Genomic DNA, 21184 nt, shown 5'->3' on the forward strand with positions numbered 1-21184 from the left:
GTAAGTGGAGCATGAGGTAATGGCGAGCAAGGCCAAGCAATCTTCCGGTCGGGCAGGCGGGGTCGCGAGGGCGGCGGGGGGCGGCGCGCTGAACGGCGCGCGGCACGCATCGACACGCGGGCACGCCGAGGGGGGGGCGCGCCCTAGCAACAAAGGAGACGCGGGCATCCGGGCCGAGCGGTCGGAGAAGGACCGGAAGACGCTCGAAAAGCTCGTCGAAACCGGCAAGAGCAAAGGCTTTCTCACCTATGACGAGGTGAACGACGCGCTCCCCGCGGACGTCGCGCCCGATCAGCTCGACGACGTGGTGGGCGCCCTCGGCGACGAGGACATCGAGATCGTCGACGGCGCGACCCAGGTGAAGATCGCGCCGAAGCGCATCGCGGACGAGGAGGCGGGCGAGAAGAAGCTCGTCGTCACGCCCGACCGCGAGGAAGAGGACGTCGACTACTACTCGAAGTCGAACGACCCCGTCCGGATGTATCTCCGGAAGATGGGCAGCGTCTCGCTGCTCACCCGCGAGGGCGAGGTCGAGATCGCGAAGCGGATCGAGATCGGCGAGCAGAAGGTCAACGCCGCCATCCTCGACTCCCCCATCGCCGTCCGCGAGATCATCGATCTCGGAGAGAAGCTCCGGAAGCACAAGATCCGGGTGAAGGAGCTCATCAAGGACGCCGAGAACGACGACCAGGAGTTCGACGAGGAGGAGGCCGACCGGCGCATCATCCGCCTCATCGACAAGGTGAAGCGCGTCGACAAGAAGAAGGCGGAGCTCCTGGAGGAGCGCAAAGAGGTGAAGACGGAGGTCCGCCGCAAGCAGATCGACGTCGAGGTGACGCAGTCGACAGCCGAGCTCGTGACGACGCTCGAGGAGATGCGCCTCAACAAGCGGACGATCGACAAGATCGTCCAGAAGCTGAAGAGCCTCATCTCGAAGGTCGAGAAGGCGGAGGCGGGGGCGACGGAGCTGGAGCGGCGCACCGGGCTCTCGAAGGGCGAGCTCAAGCGCGAGCTCATCAAGGTGAAGGGCAACCGCGCCCTCGAGGGGCGGCTCGCCAAGAAGCTCAACGTCAACCGCGAGGAGCTCAACGACTTCGAGTCGACCATCAAGAACGCCCAGAAGGGCCTGAAGAAGGTCGAGGAAGAGCTCAACATCGACGTCGCGGCGATCCGCGATACCTACGAGAACATCCGCGAGGGGGAGCGGATGGCGGAGCGCGCCAAGGCGGAGCTGGTCGAGGCCAACCTCCGCCTCGTGGTCTCCATCGCGAAGAAGTACACGAACCGCGGCCTCCAGTTCCTGGACCTCATCCAGGAAGGGAACATCGGCCTCATGAAGGCCGTCGACAAGTTCGAGTACAAGCGCGGCTACAAGTTCTCGACGTACGCGACGTGGTGGATCCGGCAGGCGATCACCCGCGCGATCGCGGACCAGGCGCGGACGATCCGCATCCCGGTCCACATGATCGAGACGATCAACAAGCTGATCCGCACCTCGCGCTACCTCGTGCAGGAGTACGGCCGCGAGCCGACCCCCGAGGAGATCGCCGAGAAGATGGAGCTCCCGCTCGACAAGGTGCGCAAGGTCCTGAAGATCGCGAAGGAGCCGATCTCGCTCGAGACCCCCATCGGCGAGGAAGAGGACTCGCACCTTGGCGATTTCATCGAGGACAAGAGCGTGATCTCGCCCGCGGAGGCGGTGATCAACATGAACCTCGCGGAGCAGACCCGTAAGGTCCTGAAGACGCTGACGCCGCGCGAGGAGAAGGTGCTCCGGATGCGCTTCGGCATCGGCGAGAAGAGCGATCATACGCTCGAAGAGGTCGGTCAGGACTTCGAGGTCACCCGCGAGCGCATCCGGCAGATCGAGGCGAAGGCGCTCCGCAAGCTCCGGCACCCCAGCCGCTCGAAGCAGCTCAAGAGCTTCATCGACAGCTAGTCCGTGGGCTGGCCTGCTCGCCAACCGAAGACAGCTCTCCCGCGCAGGCCGCGCTGCTGGCCTCGCGCTGGCCAATCACTCGCTCGCGTGGGCAGGCGTTCGCCTGGCGAGCAGCGCACCGCCGTGGCCCTCCTCGTGCTCGCGAGCGCGGTCCTCGGCGGCTGCAGCAAGACGATGTCCGAAGAAGACTGCCGCACGATCGGCGAGGGCATGCGCACCGCATGGGCAGCGGAGGCAAAGCGGGTGGGGTCCACCGCTCCAGGGGGCCCGGGGAAAGCCTCCGTGGTGATCGACAGCGAGGGCGAGAGGCTCTCGTCAGAGTGGACATCCGATTGCAAGCGGGAGCTCGCCGGGAGCAAGATCGACCCCGGCGAGCTCGGCTGCCTTACCCGCGCGAAGACGCTCGAAGAGCTCCGCCGGTGCGCCACGCCCTGAACACCTGGGAGCGCGGCCGGGGCGGGGCGCCCCGCGATCCTTTCAGTTGAGATAGCGCTTGTCCTTCGGGGGGTCCTTCTGGCCGCCGGGGATGACCCGCAGCGGGACGCCCCCGGAGCGGCCGCGCGCCGCGGGGACACGGCGGAGCGCGGCGGACTGCGCCTGCAGCTGACGGAAGCGCATCCGTAGATAGAAGCGGCGCAGCGGGGAGAAGTCGCCGAAGAGGTAACCCGCGAGCATGCCGCCGAACGGCGTGATCAGCCCCTCGGGGGGCGCGCGCATGGCGATGACGTTGAGCACCGAGATCCCGAAGATGAAGACGAGCAGCATGGTGCCCGTCACGGGGAGGACGAAGAAGAGGCGGACCGTGGCATGTCGGTGCGCGAGCGCCCACGCGACGGCGACCGCCTCGATCATCCCGAGCCCGCCGTAGAACACGGGCCGCGCCATCTTCGGGAGGAGCGCGCCCACCGCCACCTGGAGCGCGAACGCGAAGGCGGCGGAGCCGAACAGGAACGCCAGCGTGCGCCTGGCTCCCCAGCGCTCTTCGAGCGAGGTACCGAGGAAATACAGGCCGAGCAGCGTCGTGACGAAGTGCCAGGGATCGCTCGGGTCGTGGACGAGCGGCGCGGTGAGCAGCCGCCACACCTGACCGTGGAGCACCTTCTCGCTGATGCCGAGGAACGGCTCGAGCACGCCTTCGCCGGCGCCCCCCCAGTTCAGGCCCAGGGTGAACATCACCCAGATACAGCCGATCGCGATCATCATCCCCAGCAGGGCCTTGCCTGGCTTGGGGAACCCCATCGAGCTGTGCTCCGGGCGCATGGATCTCCACCTAACAGCGGCGCCCCCGACGAGCAACCGCTGCCCCCCGGACTCCACGGCGATCCGCCCCGCGCCGACCGCCCTCCAGCGGCCGCGACGCCGCTGCGCGCCATCCAGGACGCTCTGGGGTAGCGTCCGCCCGACCGCACGCCAGCCCCCCGGGTAGCCTCCCGGGGAGCGGGCACGTCCCTGCTGTGCCCGCTGGCCAGCCGCTCAGAAGAAGTTGCCGATGTTGAACTCGAACTTGTACGTCTCTTCGTAGGGCAGCCGCTTGAACGGGAAGCCCCACTCGAAGCGCAGCGGTCCGAGCGGGGAGAACCACCGGAGCCCGAATCCCCACGAGGTGCGGACGTCGAGGAGGCGCTCGGCCGAGAAGCACGGGTTCGTGACGTCGTGCGGCGATGCGGGGGCGGCGTTGCAGTAGAGCTTCTCGAGATTCCAGGCGTTGCCCAGATCCGTGAAGACGACGCCCTTGATCTGCACGGCCTCGAGGATCGGGAACTCCAGCTCGAGGTTCTGGTAGTACATCAGGTTGCCGCCGATGTTCGCGCCGTTCGCGACAGGCAGCGAGTTCGGATCGAGCGACTCGCGGAGCGGAAGGCGCGGGCCGATGTCCCGGATCTCGAAGCCGCGCACATCGAGGATGCCGCCCAGGAAGAAGCGGGCGAAGATCGGCACGCCCTGCGGGTTGGGGCTCGTCACCATGCCGGCCTCGGTGTTCAGCTTGAGGACCAGGCTGTCGGTGATCGGGTAGTAGAACCGCCCCGTGGCGCGGTACCGCAGGAACTCGTTCTCGCTGCCGAACGCGCTGTGGGCGAGCTCCACCGAGCCCTGCAGGTAAATGCCCGAGGTCGGGAAGAGCTGGTTGTTGCGCGTGTCGAAGGTGAGCGCAGGGCGGATGCTCGACGTGAGCCCGGCGTTGAAGAGGTTGTAGAGCGGGAGCCGCTGGAACGAGGCTCGCTCCTCCGCCGTGCCGAGGCCGGTATTCGTGGCCGACGAGATCACGTCGTTCTCCAGCGTGTAGGTCAGCTGCGCGCGCAGCTCCGGCTCGATGAGCGGATAGCCGAGCGTCAGCGAGCCGCCGGTGGAGGTCTGCGAGAACTCCGTGTAGGTCCGCAGCTGGTTGTAGACGCTCACCGCCGCGGAGAACGGGCTGTCGAACAGGTACGGCTCGAAGAAGCGGACGTCGATGAGGCGCCGCGATCCGGAGATCTGCGCCTGGAGCGACAGCGACTGGCCGCTCCCGAGCAGGTTCGCCTGCTGGACCTGCGCCGTCGCGATGAAATTCTCGACGCTCGAGAAGCCCGCGCCGATCTGGAAGGTGCCCGTCGGCTTCTCGCCGATGTCGACGTTGACGTTGATGTGCTGGGGGTCGTCGCCCTGCTCGGTGGAGATGTCGACCCGCTCGAAGTAGCCGAGCGCCGTGATGCGCTGCTTCGAGCGCTCCAGCTTCGTCTCGCTGAACAGCTGCTGCTCCTCCACCTCCATCTCGCGGCGGATCACCTTGTCCCGCGTCTTCGTGTTGCCGCGGATCTCGATGCGCCCGAAGTGGACGAGCTGGTTTCTGCGGATGCCGACGGTGATGTCCACCTCGCGCCTGTCCGGGTCGAGCTGGGTGTCGGGCGCCGCCTCGACGTTGGCGTAGCCGGCGTCCCGGTAGAGCGTCTGGATCGCGCCGATATCCTTCGCCAGCTCGGCGCGGTTGAACCAGTCGCCCGGCTTGGCCCGCACCATCTCGCGCAGCGCGCGGCGCCCGCCGAGCGGCTCGATCTCGCGGCCGTCGGCGTCACGCTCGTAGACGCGGAGCGAGCGGATGCGGAAGCGCGGCCCCTCGTTGATCGTGATCGTGACCTCGATGCCCGTGCGGTCGGGCGTGAGCATCACCCTGGGCGTCGCGACCTGCACCGCGAGGAAGCCACGATCGTAGTAGAGCGCGTTGATCACGAGGACGTCGCGCTCGAACGCGTCCTGGCGGAACGGACCGCCGGTGCCGAAGGCGAAGAAGCCCCCCTGCCCCGTGATCATGACCTCCCGGAGCTCCTCGTCCGAGATGTTGTGGTTGCCGATGAACGTGATGCGCCGGACGGTAACCGGCGAGTGCTCCTTGATCGTGAACTTGAGGGTGACCTGGTTCTCTCGCTCCGGTTTGACCTCGTAGCTGACCTCGGCGAGGAAGAAGCCCTCCTCGGCGTACTTGTCGCGGAGCTTCTGCACGCCGCGCCGGATCGCCGCGTAGCTCAGGATCGTGCCGGTCTTGATCTCGACCGAGAGCGCCTCGGTGAGATCCTCGCTGTCGATCTCCTTGTTGCCGGAGAACTCGATCGCCTTGATGCTCGGGCGCTCGCGGACCAGCACCCTCAGGCTCACGCCGTCGTCGCGGCGGGTGAGGTCGACCTCGACGTCGTCGAACAGGCCGGAGTCCCAGAGTTCGCGCACGTCGCGCGCCAGCCCCTCGGGGGTGAACGGCCTGCCGACCCGCGTCTGCCCCAGGTAGACGAGCACGTCCTCGGTCGAGACACGCCGGTTGCCAGCGATGGCGACCTGGACGACCGGCTGCCCCCGAGCGAGCTCGGCCTCCGTGGGCGCCAGGTGGATCGTCGGCTCGACGGCGTCGGCGGCGACCTGCGCAGGTGTACCGGCGCCAGGCTGGGCTCCCGCGGCCGCGTCGGTCGGCGCGGACGGCTGCGCAGCGCTGGCCGGGGCGGGGGGCGGCGCGGCGCCGCCCCGAGGCGGCTGCGCGCCAGGAGCACCTCCTGGCACCTGGGCTGCCGCGAGCCGGGGCCGTATCGCCGCCACTGCAACGAACACCAGGAAGAGGCCGAGCCAGACGAGCCGCAGCCTGCGGCCGAGAAGGCGAAGCATGGGACGGGTGCCTGTCGCGTACAAGGCGCCACCCCGTAGCCCAGCGCGCCGTGAGTCTCAAGGGCGGACGCCGAAATCAAGGCGCGGCCGTCAGGTCGCGCTCCGCTGCTCTGTGTTCGGGTCGATCTCGCAGCCGTCTGACGCTATGCCAGGGTCCGCACGAGCGCAGGCGAGCACTCGCCGCCAGAAATTCCCGCGAGGCAGCCTTGACCGAGCGCGAGCCCCTGGGTAATTGCCGAGGCTCGCTAGCGTTCACCTGAACATCGGAGCACCTGTTCGTCGGTGCCCGCGCACTCCCTGGAGCATCGCGTGTCTCGAACCCCCTCCCTTCCGTCCGACGGTGACGCGTCCCGCAAGGGCCGCCGTGGCGGCCGGCCCGGTGACAGCGAGCCGCCGCCGCCCCCGGCGCCCGACACCTCGCTCGCCGAAGAGGCGCAGCGCCGGTACCTGAACTATGCGCTCAGCGTCATCACGTCGCGCGCGCTGCCCGATGTCCGCGACGGGTTGAAGCCGGTACAGCGCCGCATCCTCTACGCGATGCTGCACGACCTGCACCTCGGTCCGGACGCGAAGTACCGGAAGAGCGCCGCGGTCGTCGGTGACGTGATGGGCAAGTACCACCCGCACGGCGACGTCGCGATCTACGACGCGATGGTCCGGCTCGCGCAGGACTTCGTGATGCGGGCGCCGCTCATCGCCGGCCACGGGAACTTCGGCTCCGTGGACGGCGATGCGCCCGCCGCGATGCGTTACACCGAGGCGAAGCTCCGGCCCCTCGCGCTGGAGCTTCTCAGCGAGCTCGGCCAGCGCACGGTGGACTTTCGTCCCAACTACGACGGGACCCGCTTCGAGCCGATCGTCCTCCCGTCGCGCTTCCCCAACCTCCTCGTGAACGGCTCGCAGGGGATCGCGGTCGGGATGGCGACGAGCATCCCGCCGCACAACCTGGGCGAGGTGATCGACGCGTGCGTCGCGCTGATCGAGAACCGCGAGCTCACCACGCACCGGCTGCTGTCGTACGTGAAGGGGCCGGATTTCCCGACCGGAGGTCAGCTGCACGCGACGAAGAAGGAGCTCGAGGCCGTCTACACGGCCGGCCAGGGCTCGCTGAAGCTCCGCGGCGAGTGGCAGCTGGAAGAGGGCGACGGCAAGCGCGGCGCCGCTCCGCAGATCGTGATCACCTCCATCCCGTACGGCGTCGAGCGGAAGGCCATCGTCGAGAAGATCGCCGAGGTGATCCTCTCCAAGAAGCTGCCGACGCTCGTGGACGTGCGCGACGAGTCGACCGGCGAGGTGCGCATCGTGATGGAGCTCAAGCGCGGCGCCGACGCGCAGCTCGTGATGGCGTACCTCTACAAACAGACGCCGCTCGCGATCAACGTGCAGGTGAACCTCACCTGCCTCGTGCCCACCGACAACGCGGAGATCGCCGCGCCGCGGCGGCTCGGCCTGCACGAGATCCTGACGAAGTTCCTCGACTTCCGCTACGCGACGGTGACGCGGCGGCTCGAGTTCGAGCTCGGCGAGCTGAGGCGGCGGATCACGATCCTCGAGGGGTTCGAGAAGATCTTCGACGCGCTCGACGAGGTGATCCGGATCATCCGCAAGAGCGAGGGCAAGGCCGACGCGGCCGAGAAGCTGATGAAGCGCTTCACCCTCAACGAGGAGCAGACGGACGCGATCCTCGAGCTCAAGCTCTACAGGCTGGCGCGGCTCGAGATCCTGCTCGTGCAGAAGGATCTCGGCGAGAAGCGCGCCGAGGCCAAGCGGATCGAAGGGCTGCTCCGGAGCGACGCGAAGCGCTGGGGGATCGTCCGCGACGAGCTCGTCGAGATCAAGGGATCCTACGGCGAGAAGCGCCGCACGAAGGTGGTCGGCTCGATCGACGAGCCCGAGTACCAGGCCGAGGACTTCATCGTGGCCGAGGACGCGAACGTGATCCTCTCGGCGCAGGGCTGGGTGAAGCGGGTCCGCGAGGTGAAGGATCTCGCCTCGACGCGCATCCGCGAGGGAGACAGCGTCCTCGCGGTCGTCGCCGGCTCGACGCGGTCGACGGTCGCGTTCTTCTCGAACCTCGGCGCGTGCTACGTGTGCCGCATCCACGACGTGCCGCAGTCGACCGGCTACGGCGATCCCGTGCAGAAGCTGTTCAAGCTGGCCGACGGCGAGCGGCTGATCGCGCTGATGTCCTTCGATCCGAGGGCGCTCGACGTCCCGGCGCAGACCCCGGACTCCGCCGAGCCGGAGCCGCCCTTCGCGCTGGCGATCACCCGAGGAGGCCTCGGCTTCAGGTTCTCGCTGCGGCCGCACCGCGATCCGTCGACGCGCTCCGGGCGCCGCTTCGCCAAGCTGAACGAGGGCGACGAGGTGCTCTTCGTCCACGCGGTGGACGGCGCCGATCGGGTGCTCTGCGCGTCGAGCGACGCCTGGGCGCTCAGCGTGGCCGTGGAGGAGCTCGCGCTGCTCTCGGGCCCGGGCAAGGGCTCGGTCGTGATGCGGGTCGCCGAGGGGGAGCGCCTGGTCGGCGCCGCGCTCGCCCTCGGGCCGAGCGACGCGATCACGGTCGAGACGGAGAAGGGCAAGACGCTCGAGGTCGCCGCGAGCAAAATCGCCGGCCAGCGCGGCACGCAGGGCGAGCCGGTCGCACGACGCGACCGCTTCGTCCGCGTGGTGCCGCCGGCCGTCGTCGTACCGACGCTGGAGGTGAGCTGAACATGGCCGCCACGAATCCCCCGGTCCGCGCCGCTTCGGGCGCACGTTACACGGCCGCTGACATCGAGGTGCTCGAGGGGCTGGAGCCCGTCCGCAAGCGCCCCGCCATGTACATCGGCGGCACCGACGTCAGGGGCTACCACCACCTGCTCTGGGAGATCGTCGACAACGCCGTCGACGAGGCCATCAACGGGCACGCGAAGCGGATCGAGGTGACGCTCGACGCCGACCTCCAGGGCGCCACCGTGACCGACGACGGGCGCGGCTTCCCCGTGGACGTCCATCCCAGGTACAAGCGCCCCGCGCTCGAGCTCATCCTCTGCACGCTGCACGCGGGCGGGAAGTTCGGGAGCGACAACTACAAGGTCTCAGGCGGGCTCCACGGCGTCGGCTCGAGCGTCGTCAACGCGCTCTCCGAGCTCGTCGAGGTCCGGGTGCTGCGCGACGGCTTCGAGCACCAGCAGACGTTCTCGCGCGGCGCGCCGACCAGCAAGCTCAAGAAGGGCGCGCCCACCCGCAAGCACGGCACGAGCGTCCATTTCCGGCCCGATCCGGAGATCTTCGGGCAGGGCCGGCGCTTCGATCCCGAGACCATCCGCGAGCGCCTGGAGGCCAAGGCGTACCTCCATGGAGGGCTCGAGATCGCGTTCCGCGATCTCTCGTCCGGAGAGTCGATCGAGCTCCTCCACCCGAACGGCATCGCGGACTTCTTGCCGAAGCTGATCGCCCAGCGCGGCAAGGCGGTGACGCACCCGACCATCTTCTACGTCGCGCGCGAGGGCGAGATCCGCCTGGAGGCCGCGCTCCAGTGGACCGAGTCGACCGACGAGTACGTGAAGTCGTACGTCAACGGCATCCCCACGCACGCGGGCGGGGCGCACGAGTCCGGCTTCGGCGCCGCGATCGTGAAGGCGGTCCGCGCGTTCATGGACGCGAAGAAGGTCCAGCCGAAGGGGGTGACGCTGACGGCCGACGACATCCGCGAGGGGATCGTGGGTGTCCTGTCCATCTACATCCAGGACCCGCAGTTCCAGGGACAGACGAAGGATCGACTCAACAACGCGGAGGCTGGACCGGCGGTCGAGGGCATGGTCCGGCCGGCGCTCGAGCAGTGGATGCTCCACAACGGCACGGCCGGGGAGTCGATCGTGGCCCGCGCGATCCTGGCGGCGCGCGCCAGGGAGGCGCGACGCGAGGCGACCCAGCAGGTCCTGCGCAAGACGCCGGTGTCGCACCGGCTCAACCTGCCGGGGAAGCTCGCCGATTGCGCCTCGACCGATCCGAGCGAGAGCGAGCTCTTCATCGTCGAGGGCGACAGCGCCGGTGGCTCGGCCAAGCAGGGCCGCGATCGCCGGACCCAGGCGATCCTCCCGCTCCGCGGCAAGGTGCTCAACGCGGAGCAGGCCTCGACATCGAAGGTGCTCGGCAACAAGGAGCTCCAGGACATCGTGAGCGCGCTGGGCTGCGGCTTTGGAAAGGACTTCGATGCCTCCAAGTTGCGCTACGGAAGGATTTTTCTACTCATGGATGCCGACAGCGACGGCCAGCACATCGCGACGCTGCTGCTGACGTTCTTCTACCGGCACCTGCCCGGCCTGCTCCGCGGCGGGCACGTGTTCCTCGCGCAGCCGCCGCTCTACAGGATCGATGTCGCCAAGGAGACGCACTGGGCGCTCGACGATGCGGAGCGCGACCGGGTCCTCGCGAAGCTCCCCAAGACGGCCAAGGCGGATATCTCGCGGTTCAAGGGGCTCGGCGAGATGCCCGCGGAGGACCTCAAGGCGACCACGCTCGACATCCGGCGCCGGCGCGCGCTGCGCGTCGTGATCGAGGGAGAGATCGAGACCGATCGCATCCTGAACGAGCTGATGGGCAAGGACGCCCAGGCGCGCTTCCGCTTCATCATGGAGCGCGCGCCGAACGCCGAGATCGACGTCTGACATCGATCCTTCGTTCGAGAGGTCGCGGAGACTCCGCGCCTCGCGCGGACGTCGTTGGATGCGGGAGCGCGCTCCCGCATTCATTTCCAATGACCGTCATGAGCTCGCCGCGAGGATGTCGCGCTGCAGGCGACCGCCACGGCGCGCACGTCGTGAAGACACAATGTGCCAACCGCGGGTGATCTCTGGCGCCTGTGCCACGTGAACGGCAGGCCACACCCCGTCGGACATCGCGAGCAGGTTGCCGGGCAATCGCGGCATTTTGTGCTGCTGAATGCCGAACCGCGTGAGCCAAGAGCGCTGCGTCAGCTTGCGGCCTGCTGGTTGCAATACGTCGCGCCGGTGGCCGCGATGACCGCGAGACACCGCCCTTACACCGCTGGAGAGGTACTCGTGACGACTGCGCTTCCTATCTCGACTCCGATCGCACCCTCCTCGTCCCACAGCATGCCGGCCGCATGTTCCCTGTCGGTTCCGAGCGGCGCGCCTGCCGCCCGGCCGGCGTCGCTCCCCACGCCTGGCGTCGCTGCGCCGAGCCTCAGCGCGCAGCCGCCGCGCGAGCGCGCTGCAGCGACCGGCGCCTCGCGATCCTCGCCACCACTGCGCTCCGCAGCCCCGCTCCCGCGCAGTACCTCGGAGCGGATCCTGCTCGGCCGCGACCGCATCCGCAGCGCCGCGGAAGCAGGCCAGAGGATCCGTTCCTACGAGGTCGCGCTGGACCTCGATCTGTCCGAGTTTCACTTCGCACGGCTCTTCCGCGCCGCCTTCGGGTCATCGCCCCACGTCTATTACGATGAGGTGCGTGCGGAGCGCGCGCGAGCGCTCCTGCATGAGGGGCTAACCGAGGGAGAGGTCGCCCGCCGCATCGGCTTCCGCAGGCCTGCAGAGCTCCGCGCCCTCCTGTCCAAGCGCGGCAGCACGCCGCCCTCGGCCGGAGAGACGGAGCCGAGCGACGCCTCTGCCGAGTGAGCAGACGGCAGAGATCGGCCATAGGAAGCGCCGGCACCGCGACCTCCTGTGCGAGGACAAAGTGCTTACCCCCATGACATGACGATCAGAGCCTCCGGTGCGTGAGCGAAGGTAGGTTCGCCCTGACGCGATCGAGGTAGGAGGGGTCGAGCATCGCCATCGCGATCCCCTCCCCTTCCGAGGCCTGCGCGATCACCTCACCCCACGGATCGATGACGCACGATTTCCCGAATGTCGCCCGCCCGCCTGGATGCTTGCCCCACTGCGCCGCGGCCACCACGTACGCCTGAGCCTCGATGGCCCGGGCGCGGAGCAAGACCAGCCAGTGGTCCTTGCCGGTGAGCAGGGTGAACGCCGCAGGGACGGCGATCGCCTCTGCGCCCGCGGACGAGAGCGCGCGGTAGAGCTCCGGAAACCGGACGTCGTAGCAGATCGACAGCCCGAGCTTCACGCCGTCGATCTCGGTGACGACGGGGCGCTCCCCGGCGGTCGTCGACGCCGACTCGCGGTACTTCGTTCCGTCGGCGATCTCGACGTCGAAGAGGTGAATCTTCCGGTAGCGCGCGGTGAGCCGGCCGTCGGGCCCGAAGACCGCGCAGGTGTTGTACGGCCGCGCCGGATCGTGCGCGCGCTCAGGGAAGCCGCCGGCCACGATGGTCACCCGGGCGGAGCGTGCCGCGTCGGCGAGACGACGCGCGATCGGACCGCCACCGGCGTCGAGGTCCTCCGCGATGTTACGCTTCCCCTCCTCGTTGCCCATGTACGCGAAGTTCTCGGGCAGCACGACCGTCGTCGCCCCACGGCGCGCCGCCTCCACGACGAGCACCTCGACCCGCGCCAGGTTCTCGCTCACGTTCTCCTGGCTGGAGAGCTGAAGGGCCGCCCAGATCACCGGTTTCTCCATGCGGCAAGCCTACCGCACGGGGAACCGGAGCGGACCACGCGCCGGAGGGGAGCGGAGGGCGCATCAGATTCCTGGATCTCCGGACGCTCCCGCAGCCCCGCCGGTGCCAGCGCCATCTGCCCCGCCGGCACCAGCGCCACCTCCCCCGCCGACACCCGCGGCCCCGCCGGCGCCAGCGCCATCTGCGCCGCCGGCGCCCGCGGCTCCACCGCTGCCGTCCACCTCGTCGGGCGCCGCGCACTCGAGCGGCGCGCCGGAGTAGGCGCACCTGGCGCCGCACGCGGCGCACACACAGGCGAGCACCCGCTGGAACATCCGGTGAGCGGCGCCCGCATCGTCCGGGAACACGCACGCCGTCTGGCAGGCTTTGTTGTGGCCGCACCCCTTGAGGCACAGGCTGATCGGCCTGCACTCGGGCTCCCCGTCGCACGCCGCGAGCTCCGCCTCGCAGCGCCCACCGGGGGACGCATGCTCGTTGAAGCAATCGCCGCAGCGCCCGGCCTCGCCGCCATAGGCCGCGAGGCACTCGCAGACATTCGCGGGCCCTTCGTCGGCGCCCACATCGGGCGGCGCTCCCCCCGAGGCGCCTGCGCTGGTGGAGCTGCCCGCCTGAGGGCGCGGCGGCGGGGGCCGCTCGTCGGAGCAGCTCGGGAGCGACGCGAGCGCGAGCGCCGCCCCGAAGGCCATCACGCCGTAGCGGACAGCGCAGCCGTACAACCCGACAGGAGCGCGCATCGCCCTCCGCACGATCGCCATGATGGGGACGAGCGTAGCCTGCCTCTCTCCCGCGACCGAGCCTGAGCCGCACGGCTCATGGACGTCCGCGGGATCCGCCGAGGCCGCACGGAACCCTCTCCCGGCGGCGCCCGATCGCTCCTATGCTTTGCCCGCACGTCACAAAAATTCTCATGGAAATCGCTCCCCTGTCGCTGTTGCCGCGCTCCGTGCTCGCCCTCGCCAAGGAGGTCGCGCGCGCGCTGCTCCGGCGACCTGTCGTCGGGATCGCCGCCGCCGCTCAGACCGCCGACGGCCGGTGGCTGCTCATCCGCCGCAGCGACACCGGAACCTGGGCGCTCCCGGGAGGGACCCTGGAATGGGGAGAGACGCTCCGCGACAGCATCGTGCGGGAGCTCGCCGAGGAGGCCGGCGTCACCGAGGTCGAGCTCGGGCGGGTCGTGGGCGTGTACTCGCGGCCTGATCGCGACATCCGCTTCCACGCCGTGACGGTCGTCGTCACCGCCCGGATCGCCGCGCCGACGCGCCCCCCGCAAAACCCGCTCGAGATCCGCGAGGCAAGGCTGTTCCGCGAAGACGAGCTCCCGTCCGAGCTCGCGATGGACATGGGGGATCTCTTCGCCGCCGCCCGGCGCGCCGGCGACACGGAGCTCGAGTGAGCCGAGGCAAGCGATGACGCAGGCACACCACGACGACGCCGGAGCGCGCGACGCGCTGCAGGGCGGGCTCGCGACGGATCCGAAGCACAAGGCGAGGATCGAGGAGCTCGCCGAGCGCATCGAGAAATATAGGGCGAGCTACTACGCGGGGCGCCCCGAGATCTCGGACGCGGCGTTCGACGCCCTCGAGGACGAGCTCCGCGCCCTCGATCCGGCGCACCCGGTGCTCGCCCGGGTCGGCTCGGCCTCGCTGATCACCGAGTGGGAGAAGGCGCGGCACGAGATCCCGATGGGCTCGCTCAACAAGGTCGTCTCCGAGGACGAGCTCCTGGGCTGGGTCGCCCGGTGCGACGAGATCCTCGTGAAGGACGGGCACGGCGGCGCAGGCGCCGCGCCGCCGGCGCCGGGATCCACCTCGAGCGTCGCGGGTGACCTCTTCGTGGCGGAGAAGCTCGACGGCATCTCCATCGAGGTCATCTACAAGGGCGGCAAGCTCGTCGACGCCATCACCCGCGGCGACGGTGAGTGGGGCGAGCGGATCACCGCGAACGTCGCGCGGATGAAGGGGATCCCCTCGCGGATCCGGGAGAAGGGCCGGCTGTCCGTGCGCGGAGAGATCATCCTTCGCCTCTCGGACATGAAGCGCCACTTCCCCGGCGTCACCAGCCCGCGCAACATGGCCGCGGGCGCGGCCAAGCGGTTCGACGGCCAGGGGGCGGAGCACTGCACGGTGCTCTTCTACGATGTCGCCGATCACCTCGAGATCCCGACGTGCCGGGCGCGCTTCGCCTGGCTGCGCGAGCTCGGCTTCGCGACGCCGCAGACCGCGTACGGCAGCGTCGATGACGTCGTGAAGCTCTACCGGCGCTACTCGAGCGAGCTCCGCGCGGGCCTCGACTACGAGATCGACGGGCTCGTCGTCTACGTGGACTCGCTCCACGTCCAGGGCCTGCTCGGCGACGTCAACCGCCGGCCGCGCGGCGCGGTCGCCTTCAAATTCGCGTCGCCCGCCAAGGTGACGACGGTCGTGGCGATCCAGTGGGACACCGGGCCGAGCGGCCGGGTCACCCCGGTGGCGATCGTCGAGCCGGTGGAGCTCGCCGGCGCGAACGTCCGGCGCGCTTCCCTGCACAACTCGGCCAACGTGCGGAGCCTCGGCATCGGGGTGGGCGACGAGGTGCTGGTCTCGCGCCGCAACGACGTCATCCCGTACGTCGAGGAGGTCGTCGAGAAGCGCGGCCCCGTCGCCGTCCCTCCATCGGTCTGCCCTGTCTGCAGCGCGCCGCTCGTCGTCGAGGGAGAGTACCTCCTCTGCCGGAACGCCGCGTGCCGAGCCCTCATCGAGGGGCGCATCCACAACTGGATCGACGCCGTCGGCGCGCTGGAGTGGGGCGACAAGCTGATCGAGCAGGTGGTGGCCGCGGGCCTCGTGCGAGAGCCGCTCGACCTCTACAAGCTCACGGTCAAGAGCATCGCCGACCTCGATCGGCGCGGCGAGAAGAGCGCAACGAAGTGCCTGGAGCAGCTGAAGAGCCGCCTCCCGCTCGCGCTGCCGGTGTTCCTCGCGGCGCTCGGCATCGAGGGCTTCGCGATCCAGACCGCGCGGCTGCTCGTGTCGGCGGGGTACACGACGATCGAGAAGCTGCTCGCCGCCGGCGAGGACGAGCTCGCCAGCATCCCGGGCCTCGGCGCGATCAAGGCCGCGAGCATCATTCGAGGGCTGCGCGCCCGCAGCGACGAGATCTCGCGGCTGCTCGCCGCCGGCATCGTGCCGGTCGCGCCCGAGGCCGAAGGCCCGCTCGCCGGACTGACGTTCTGCTTCACCGGCGCGGGCGCGCGTCCCCGCGGCGAGCTCACCCACCTCGTCGAGTCGAACGGCGGCCGGGTGCTGAACAGCGTCACGAAGGAGCTCAACTACCTCGTCATCGCCGACGTGGCGTCCACGTCGAGCAAGGCGGTGAAGGCGCGCAAGTACGGCACGAAGCTCATCACCGAGGACGATCTGGACAGGCTCATCGCCGAGCGCCGCGGCGGCTGACCGAGGTGAACGCCCGGCTCGATCCGTCGGCCCCTACCAGGTGATGTCCTGGTCCTCCGTGACGCCAAGGACGTCCCGGAGCTCGAGGCGCCGCCCGTCCGGGAGGCGGATCGTGCCCGAATAGAGGCCGATCGGCTGCATGAACTCCGACGCGAGCAAGCCGAGGTTCGTGTGGTTCGAGTGCGCCGCGCCGGGGGCGAAGCGTAGATCCACGGCGCCGTCCGCGGTCCGGACGCGCCACGGGTCGAGCGGCCGCGCCGCGTCGAAGGTGAACCGGCCTTCGGCGAGCGGGATGAGCTCGCCGTCGATCCAGATCGCGCACTCGGCGTCGCCGACGAAGCCTTCGCCCAGGTTCAGGCCGACGCGCTCGCCGCTCTCCGCGCGCCCCAGCGCGAGGGCCCAGCGCCAGGTCGTGCGGCGCCGCAGGAGGCCGCCCGTGTAGTCGTAGCAGGCGATCGCTCCGTCGAGGGAGATGCGGCGACCGAGCACCGACGCATCGCCTTCGACGCCGAGGAGCAGGCGCTTCTCGCTGGTGATCAGGACGCCATCCGAGGGCTGCGCGATCGCCGAGAGCGCCGGCGGGGCCCCGCGACCGTCGAGCCGCGCCTCGAGCTCGATGCCGGGCAGCGCGGCGGTCACCGCGGTCGTCGCGTCCCTGCGCGGCCGCTCGATCCGCACGCGCGCGCGGGGGAGCCACACGCGCGCGGAGCAGCCCTCGCCGCTCGCCTCGCCCACGCTCGCCGCGAAGGGCGGCCCGAACGCCGCGCGATCCACGAGCAGCCGCCGGCCTGCCTTGTCGAAGACGACGCTGAACGCGATCGACAGGTAGCCGAGGTGCACGACCGCGACGGCGACGAAGACCTCGTCGGACGCGATCGCCACGTAGACCCATCGCTTGTGCTTGAGCAGCCGATCGAGCCTGCGCGGCGCGAGGAGCGCCGGGTCGACCCGGGGGAGATCGCCCCGGTACGACCCGACGCGCGCCGCTCCCGTGATCGGGTCGAGGATCGCATCGGGCGGCGTGATGAGCTCGCGCATCGGACGAGAGTAGCGGCGACGTCGTCGTTGCCCAAGGCGAGGGACGCCGGAAACCTGACATCGTTAGAATCGCGCGAATCGCGTGATTGCGCCGAGCGCTCTCCACCGCGGCCATCTGGCTCACGCCGCGGCGGAGAGCAGCGGCGCCGGAGCCTGCGCGCCCTCGGCTCCCCCGCTAGACTCGCGTCATGATCGACGCCATCGCCACGCCCCCGAGCCCTCTGAACGAGCCCGTCCTCACGTACGCGCCTGGCAGCCCGGAGCGCGCGGCCCTCAAGGCGGAGCTCGACCGCCGGGCGCGGGAGACGATCGAGATCCCGATGGTGATCGACGGCGAGGCGATCCGGACCGGAGCGCTCGACGAGGTCCGCGCGCCGCACCGGCGCGACCTCCTCCTCGCCCGGGCTCACCAAGGTGGCGCCGAGCACGTCGCGCGCGCGATCGAGGCCGCCCGGCGGGCGCACCCGGCCTGGTCGAGGACGCCGTGGACCGAGCGCGCCGCCGTGTTCCTCAAGGCGGCCGAGCTGCTCGCGACCCGGTACCGCCCCACGCTCAACGCGGCGACGATGCTCGGGCAGAGCAAGACGGCGTACCAGGCCGAGATCGACTCGGCCTGCGAGCTCATCGACTTCTTTCGCTACAACGTCCACTTCGCCCACAGGATCGCGGCGGAGCAGCCGGGGAGCGCGCCCGGCGTCTGGAACCTCGCGGAGCCTCGCCCGCTGGAGGGCTTCGTCTTCGCGGCGACGCCGTTCAACTTCACCGCGATCGCGGGCAACCTGTGCGCGGCCCCGGCGCTGATGGGCAACACCGTGGTCTGGAAGCCGTCCGCGAACGCGCTGTACTCCGCGCACTTCGTGATGGAGCTGCTGATCGAGGCGGGCCTCCCGCGCGGCGTCATCAACCTCGTCATGGGCGCGCCCGAGCTGGTCTCGAACGCGTGCCTCGATCATCCGGACTTCGCCGGCATCCACTTCACCGGCTCGACCGCGGTCTTCCAGTCGATCTGGCGTCGCATCGGGGAGAACATCGGGCGCTACCGCAGCTACCCGCGGATCGTGGGCGAGACCGGCGGGAAGGACTTCGTCTTCGCGCACGCGAGCGCCGACGTCGACGCGCTCGCCGTGGCGCTCGTCCGGGGCGCCTACGAATTCCAGGGGCAGAAGTGCTCGGCCGCGTCGCGCGCGTACATCCCCCGCTCGCTCTGGCCGGCCCTCAAGGACCGGCTCGTGGGCCACATCCGGGCGATCCGCGTGGGGGACGTCGCCGACTTCCGCAACTTCATGGGCGCGGTGATCGACGAGCGAGCGCACGCGCGGCTCACGGGGCGGATCGCCGCGGCGAAGGCGGACGCGGCGTGCTCGATCGTGTGCGGCGGCGGCGCGCGCGCGCACGACGGGAGCGACGGCTGGTTCGTCGAGCCGACGCTGATCGAGACCACGGATCCGCGCCACCCGCTGATGGCGGAGGAGCTGTTCGGGCCGGTCCTCACGGTCTGGGTCTACCCCGACGGCGAGGAGCACAGGGCGCTCGCGCTCTGCGACGAGACGTCGCCGTATGGCCTGACCGGCGCCGTGTTCGCGCGGGATCGGGCGTTCATCGAGGCGGCGAGCGACGCGCTCCGCTTCGCCGCGGGCAATTTCTACATCAACGACAAGCCGACCGGCGCCGTCGTCGGACAGCAGCCGTTCGGCGGCGCGCGCGCCTCCGGCACGAACGACAAGGCGGGCAGCCTGTTCAACCTGCTCCGCTGGGTCTCCCCCCGGGTCGTGAAGGAGACGTTCTCCCCGCCGCGCGCGGTCGCCTATCCGTTCATGGCGGCCGAGTAGGAAGCGCGCCGCGCGCCGACGAGGCGGCGGGCCTCGTCGATCAATCCTCCGGCGAATAGTCGCAGACGCCACCCGCGAGGTCGGCGCAGGACCGGTCCTCCTCCTCGTAACACTCGGCCGTGCGCTCGATGGCCGTGGCATAGGACGCGCGGTCGGACAGCTCGAGGCACAGCGCGACGCACGTGTCCTTTCCAGGGCTGTCGGTCTGGCACTCGGCGTTCTTGGTGCAGACGACGTCGCACGCGTCGATGTCCGGCGAGCAGCCAGGGATGGGAGCGAAGAGCAGCAGGGCCAAGACGAGCGCGGGACGGGGCATAACGAGAGCTCCGACGGCCATCGGAGCACGCGGCCGAGCCGGCGGCGAGAGGCGAGCAGAGGGCGGCCGCGGGGCGCCGGCTCCCCCCTGCCCCGGCTCCCTCCTGGAAGCGCGCGCCGCCGGAGGCGAATCGAGCCGGTGAGGCCACCGGCAAACTTCGTGTTCCGCCCGAGTCGTTAAGCGCACCAGCGAAGATGGGGGTCTCTTCTCAGGGAGTCATGCCCGGAGTCATTGCCATCCGACTCGCCAGCCACCGAGCTCTACAGGCCGATCCGACCTCGACCATTCGGTTGTGGAGCAGCACCCGACCATTACGTATGCTCCAGATCTCCGCCCGTCAAAAGCGTGCGCCCCCATGGCGCGCAGGACGAGCAGAAGCGTAGGTGTATATTTCCCACGCCGCTACACCAGGGGTCGCTGTGGGATAGCAAACGTTGGAGGTGCCATGAAGTCGATGCATTTTCTGGGTTTCTTCGTGCTCGGCACGATCGCGGCGACCGCCGCAGGCTGCGGCGGAGGCAACGAGGGCGACGGCGGCGGAGGCGAGGGAGGAGCCGGGAGCACCACGACGTCCTCCACGACCACCGGCGCCGTCGCCGGCAGCACCTCCACGGGCGCGGGCGAGGTGGACGACGGCAACGATAGCCCCGAAGAAGCGGAGCCGATCCGACCCGAAGACAATTGGCTTTCGGGGACGCTCGAGCCGCTGGACACGGACGCTGACTACTACAGCTTCACCGGAGCCAAGGGTCAGCCCGTGTATATCCTGAGCGACGCGAGGCCTTCGGATGACGAGCGGGATCCGACATACCCCGATACCGTCATCACATTGCTTGACGCCGACGGGAACCAGCTCGCGCAAAACGACGACCCGGCCCGGGGCTTCACCAACGACAGCGAGCTCCTCACCGTCCTGCCAGCGGATGGCGAGTACTTCATCGTCGTCCAGGATTGCAACGCGGCCTTCCCGCAGTTCGCCTTCCCGGACGGTTGCTTCAACCCGGCGGACGTCCTCAGCTTCGACTATGGGCTGCGGCTCATCCCGCTCGATGTGGCGGAGAGCGATACCGATAGCCTCGTCGGCGACACCGAGCCCAACAATGACGCCGAGCAGGCCGTGCAGCTGCACTATGAGCTGAACGACGACGAGTCGGGCCACTTCACCACCTTCGCGTTCGGCAATTTCGAGAGCGCGACCGACGTCGATGTGTATTCGTTCACCCCGCCGGAGACCCCCGCGGTCGACAACGCCATCCTCGCCCAGCTGATCGTCGACCAGCCGACAGGGATCGAGGGCAACGGCTCGACGGTGGACGTCAGCGAGATCGCCGTGTTCGCTTCGACCGATCTGACCAACGCCTACGCGAAGGTGGACCCGTCGACGGGTGGCGATATCGCCCTCCCGGTGGAAGCCGGGCAAGAGTACTTCGTCTTCGTCAAGCGCCCTGCGGGAGAGGCAGGAAAGAACGACTTCTACATCCTGCTGCACAACCGCGTGAACTCCGATCCCCTCGAGGCCGAGGAGGAGACCAACGGCGTCATCGAGACGCCGGAAGCGGGCCTTGTCTCCTTCCCCAACGGGGGAGGCGGCGTCAGCTACGCGATCGAGGGCAAGATCGCCGACGGAGAGACCGCAGACGTCGACATCTATGCGGTCCCCCTCGATGACGTGGAGGCGGACTGGACGTTCTCGGTCGTCTGCGAAGCGCAGCGCAACGGGTCCGGGGTCCGCGAGCTCAGCGCCGAGGTGCTGAACGGAGACGGCACGCCGATCGACACCGCCACCTACTCGGCCACGGAGACCGAAGACGAAAACCTGTACGTCGAGCGGGTCGCGATCCCGGAGGGCGCAGCGAACGACCGGTTGCTCGTCAAGGTATCGGCCGGAACGCCCGCCGCCGACGTGACGAGCCGAGGGTACAACTGCCTCTTCGCCTACCTGCCGCCGGAGACCAACTGAGGGTCTGAAGCACCTCGCGGCGT

At 69.6% G+C, this 21184-nt stretch carries 15 protein-coding genes; 9 read left to right on the forward strand and 6 right to left on the reverse strand.

Features of this window, described 5'->3' with window-relative positions:
- The first annotated feature begins 19 nt into the window (after positions 1-19).
- Both rpoD and WMF29_RS24165 read left to right on the forward strand, forming a co-directional pair.
- Complete coding sequence (rpoD, locus tag WMF29_RS24160) at positions 20-1939, forward strand: RNA polymerase sigma factor RpoD (protein ID WP_437322500.1); 1920 nt, start codon at positions 20-22, stop codon at positions 1937-1939.
- 87 nt (positions 1940-2026) lie between these two features.
- Positions 2027-2374 (forward strand): hypothetical protein, encoded by a 348-nt coding sequence (locus WMF29_RS24165; RefSeq protein ID WP_437322501.1) that lies wholly within the window; start codon positions 2027-2029, stop codon positions 2372-2374.
- A gap of 42 nt (positions 2375-2416) precedes the next feature.
- Here WMF29_RS24165 and WMF29_RS24170 read toward each other — a convergent pair whose 3' ends face one another.
- Positions 2417-3199, reverse strand: a complete 783-nt coding sequence (locus WMF29_RS24170; protein WP_437322502.1) for a rhomboid family intramembrane serine protease — start codon at positions 3197-3199, stop codon at positions 2417-2419.
- Positions 3200-3412: 213 nt separating this feature from the next.
- A complete protein-coding gene (gene bamA / locus WMF29_RS24175; RefSeq protein WP_437322503.1) occupies positions 3413-6061 on the reverse strand; it encodes an outer membrane protein assembly factor BamA in 2649 nt (882 codons plus the stop codon).
- Between the two features lie 309 nt (positions 6062-6370).
- On the opposite strand from bamA, the gene WMF29_RS24180 reads away from it, so the two are divergent.
- From WMF29_RS24180 to WMF29_RS24190, 3 genes are all read left to right on the forward strand, one after another.
- Positions 6371-8773, forward strand: a complete 2403-nt coding sequence (locus WMF29_RS24180) for a DNA gyrase/topoisomerase IV subunit A (protein ID WP_437322504.1) — start codon at positions 6371-6373, stop codon at positions 8771-8773.
- A gap of 2 nt (positions 8774-8775) precedes the next feature.
- A complete protein-coding gene (locus tag WMF29_RS24185) occupies positions 8776-10713 on the forward strand; it encodes a DNA gyrase/topoisomerase IV subunit B (RefSeq protein ID WP_437322505.1) in 1938 nt (645 codons plus the stop codon).
- A gap of 447 nt (positions 10714-11160) precedes the next feature.
- A complete protein-coding gene (locus WMF29_RS24190) occupies positions 11161-11682 on the forward strand; it encodes a helix-turn-helix domain-containing protein (protein ID WP_437322506.1) in 522 nt (173 codons plus the stop codon).
- An 85-nt stretch (positions 11683-11767) separates the two neighbouring features.
- Here WMF29_RS24190 and WMF29_RS24195 read toward each other — a convergent pair whose 3' ends face one another.
- A complete protein-coding gene (locus WMF29_RS24195) occupies positions 11768-12586 on the reverse strand; it encodes a carbon-nitrogen hydrolase family protein (protein WP_437322507.1) in 819 nt (272 codons plus the stop codon).
- A 63-nt stretch (positions 12587-12649) separates the two neighbouring features.
- Positions 12650-13342, reverse strand: a complete 693-nt coding sequence (locus WMF29_RS24200) for a hypothetical protein (RefSeq protein WP_437322508.1) — start codon at positions 13340-13342, stop codon at positions 12650-12652.
- A gap of 152 nt (positions 13343-13494) precedes the next feature.
- On the opposite strand from WMF29_RS24200, the gene WMF29_RS24205 reads away from it, so the two are divergent.
- Both WMF29_RS24205 and ligA read left to right on the forward strand, forming a co-directional pair.
- Positions 13495-13980, forward strand: coding sequence for an NUDIX hydrolase (locus WMF29_RS24205; RefSeq protein ID WP_437322509.1), 486 nt, complete (start codon positions 13495-13497; stop codon positions 13978-13980).
- Between the two features lie 13 nt (positions 13981-13993).
- On the forward strand, positions 13994-16018 hold the full coding sequence (gene ligA / locus WMF29_RS24210; RefSeq protein WP_437322510.1) for an NAD-dependent DNA ligase LigA: 2025 nt from the start codon (positions 13994-13996) through the stop codon (positions 16016-16018).
- A 33-nt stretch (positions 16019-16051) separates the two neighbouring features.
- Here ligA and WMF29_RS24215 read toward each other — a convergent pair whose 3' ends face one another.
- Positions 16052-17056: a DUF2804 domain-containing protein gene (locus WMF29_RS24215; RefSeq protein ID WP_437322511.1), complete on the reverse strand. Its 1005-nt coding sequence runs from the start codon at positions 17054-17056 to the stop codon at positions 16052-16054.
- A 188-nt stretch (positions 17057-17244) separates the two neighbouring features.
- Between WMF29_RS24215 and pruA the strand changes: the two genes are divergently transcribed.
- A complete protein-coding gene (pruA, locus tag WMF29_RS24220) occupies positions 17245-18885 on the forward strand; it encodes an L-glutamate gamma-semialdehyde dehydrogenase (RefSeq protein ID WP_437322512.1) in 1641 nt (546 codons plus the stop codon).
- Between the two features lie 40 nt (positions 18886-18925).
- Here the strand turns inward: pruA and WMF29_RS24225 are convergent, their stop codons facing one another.
- On the reverse strand, positions 18926-19201 hold the full coding sequence (locus tag WMF29_RS24225; protein WP_437322513.1) for a hypothetical protein: 276 nt from the start codon (positions 19199-19201) through the stop codon (positions 18926-18928).
- 445 nt (positions 19202-19646) lie between these two features.
- Between WMF29_RS24225 and WMF29_RS24230 the strand changes: the two genes are divergently transcribed.
- On the forward strand, positions 19647-21161 hold the full coding sequence (locus WMF29_RS24230; RefSeq protein WP_437322514.1) for a PPC domain-containing protein: 1515 nt from the start codon (positions 19647-19649) through the stop codon (positions 21159-21161).
- Positions 21162-21184: the final 23 nt, after the last annotated feature.

This window comes from Sorangium sp. So ce381 (assembly GCF_051473845.1).
Taxonomy (GTDB): Bacteria; Myxococcota_A; Polyangia; order Polyangiales; family Polyangiaceae; genus Sorangium; species Sorangium atrum.

Excerpts from the sequence above, each read along its gene's own strand:
- WMF29_RS24200 (WP_437322508.1), bottom strand. The coding sequence starts at position 13,342 with ATGGCGATCGTGCGGAGGGCGATGCGCGCTCCTGTCGGGTTGTACGGC.
- WMF29_RS24190 (WP_437322506.1), top strand. The coding sequence starts at position 11,161 with ATGCCGGCCGCATGTTCCCTGTCGGTTCCGAGCGGCGCGCCTGCCGCC.
- WMF29_RS24170 (WP_437322502.1), bottom strand. The coding sequence starts at position 3,199 with ATGCGCCCGGAGCACAGCTCGATGGGGTTCCCCAAGCCAGGCAAGGCC.
- pruA (WP_437322512.1), top strand. The coding sequence starts at position 17,245 with ATGATCGACGCCATCGCCACGCCCCCGAGCCCTCTGAACGAGCCCGTC.
- WMF29_RS24225 (WP_437322513.1), bottom strand. The coding sequence starts at position 19,201 with ATGCCCCGTCCCGCGCTCGTCTTGGCCCTGCTGCTCTTCGCTCCCATC.
- WMF29_RS24215 (WP_437322511.1), bottom strand. The coding sequence starts at position 17,056 with ATGCGCGAGCTCATCACGCCGCCCGATGCGATCCTCGACCCGATCACG.
- WMF29_RS24230 (WP_437322514.1), top strand. The coding sequence starts at position 19,647 with ATGAAGTCGATGCATTTTCTGGGTTTCTTCGTGCTCGGCACGATCGCG.
- WMF29_RS24205 (WP_437322509.1), top strand. The coding sequence starts at position 13,495 with ATGGAAATCGCTCCCCTGTCGCTGTTGCCGCGCTCCGTGCTCGCCCTC.
- bamA (WP_437322503.1), bottom strand. The coding sequence starts at position 6,061 with ATGCTTCGCCTTCTCGGCCGCAGGCTGCGGCTCGTCTGGCTCGGCCTC.
- WMF29_RS24195 (WP_437322507.1), bottom strand. The coding sequence starts at position 12,586 with ATGGAGAAACCGGTGATCTGGGCGGCCCTTCAGCTCTCCAGCCAGGAG.
- rpoD (WP_437322500.1), top strand. The coding sequence starts at position 20 with ATGGCGAGCAAGGCCAAGCAATCTTCCGGTCGGGCAGGCGGGGTCGCG.
- WMF29_RS24185 (WP_437322505.1), top strand. The coding sequence starts at position 8,776 with ATGGCCGCCACGAATCCCCCGGTCCGCGCCGCTTCGGGCGCACGTTAC.
- ligA (WP_437322510.1), top strand. The coding sequence starts at position 13,994 with ATGACGCAGGCACACCACGACGACGCCGGAGCGCGCGACGCGCTGCAG.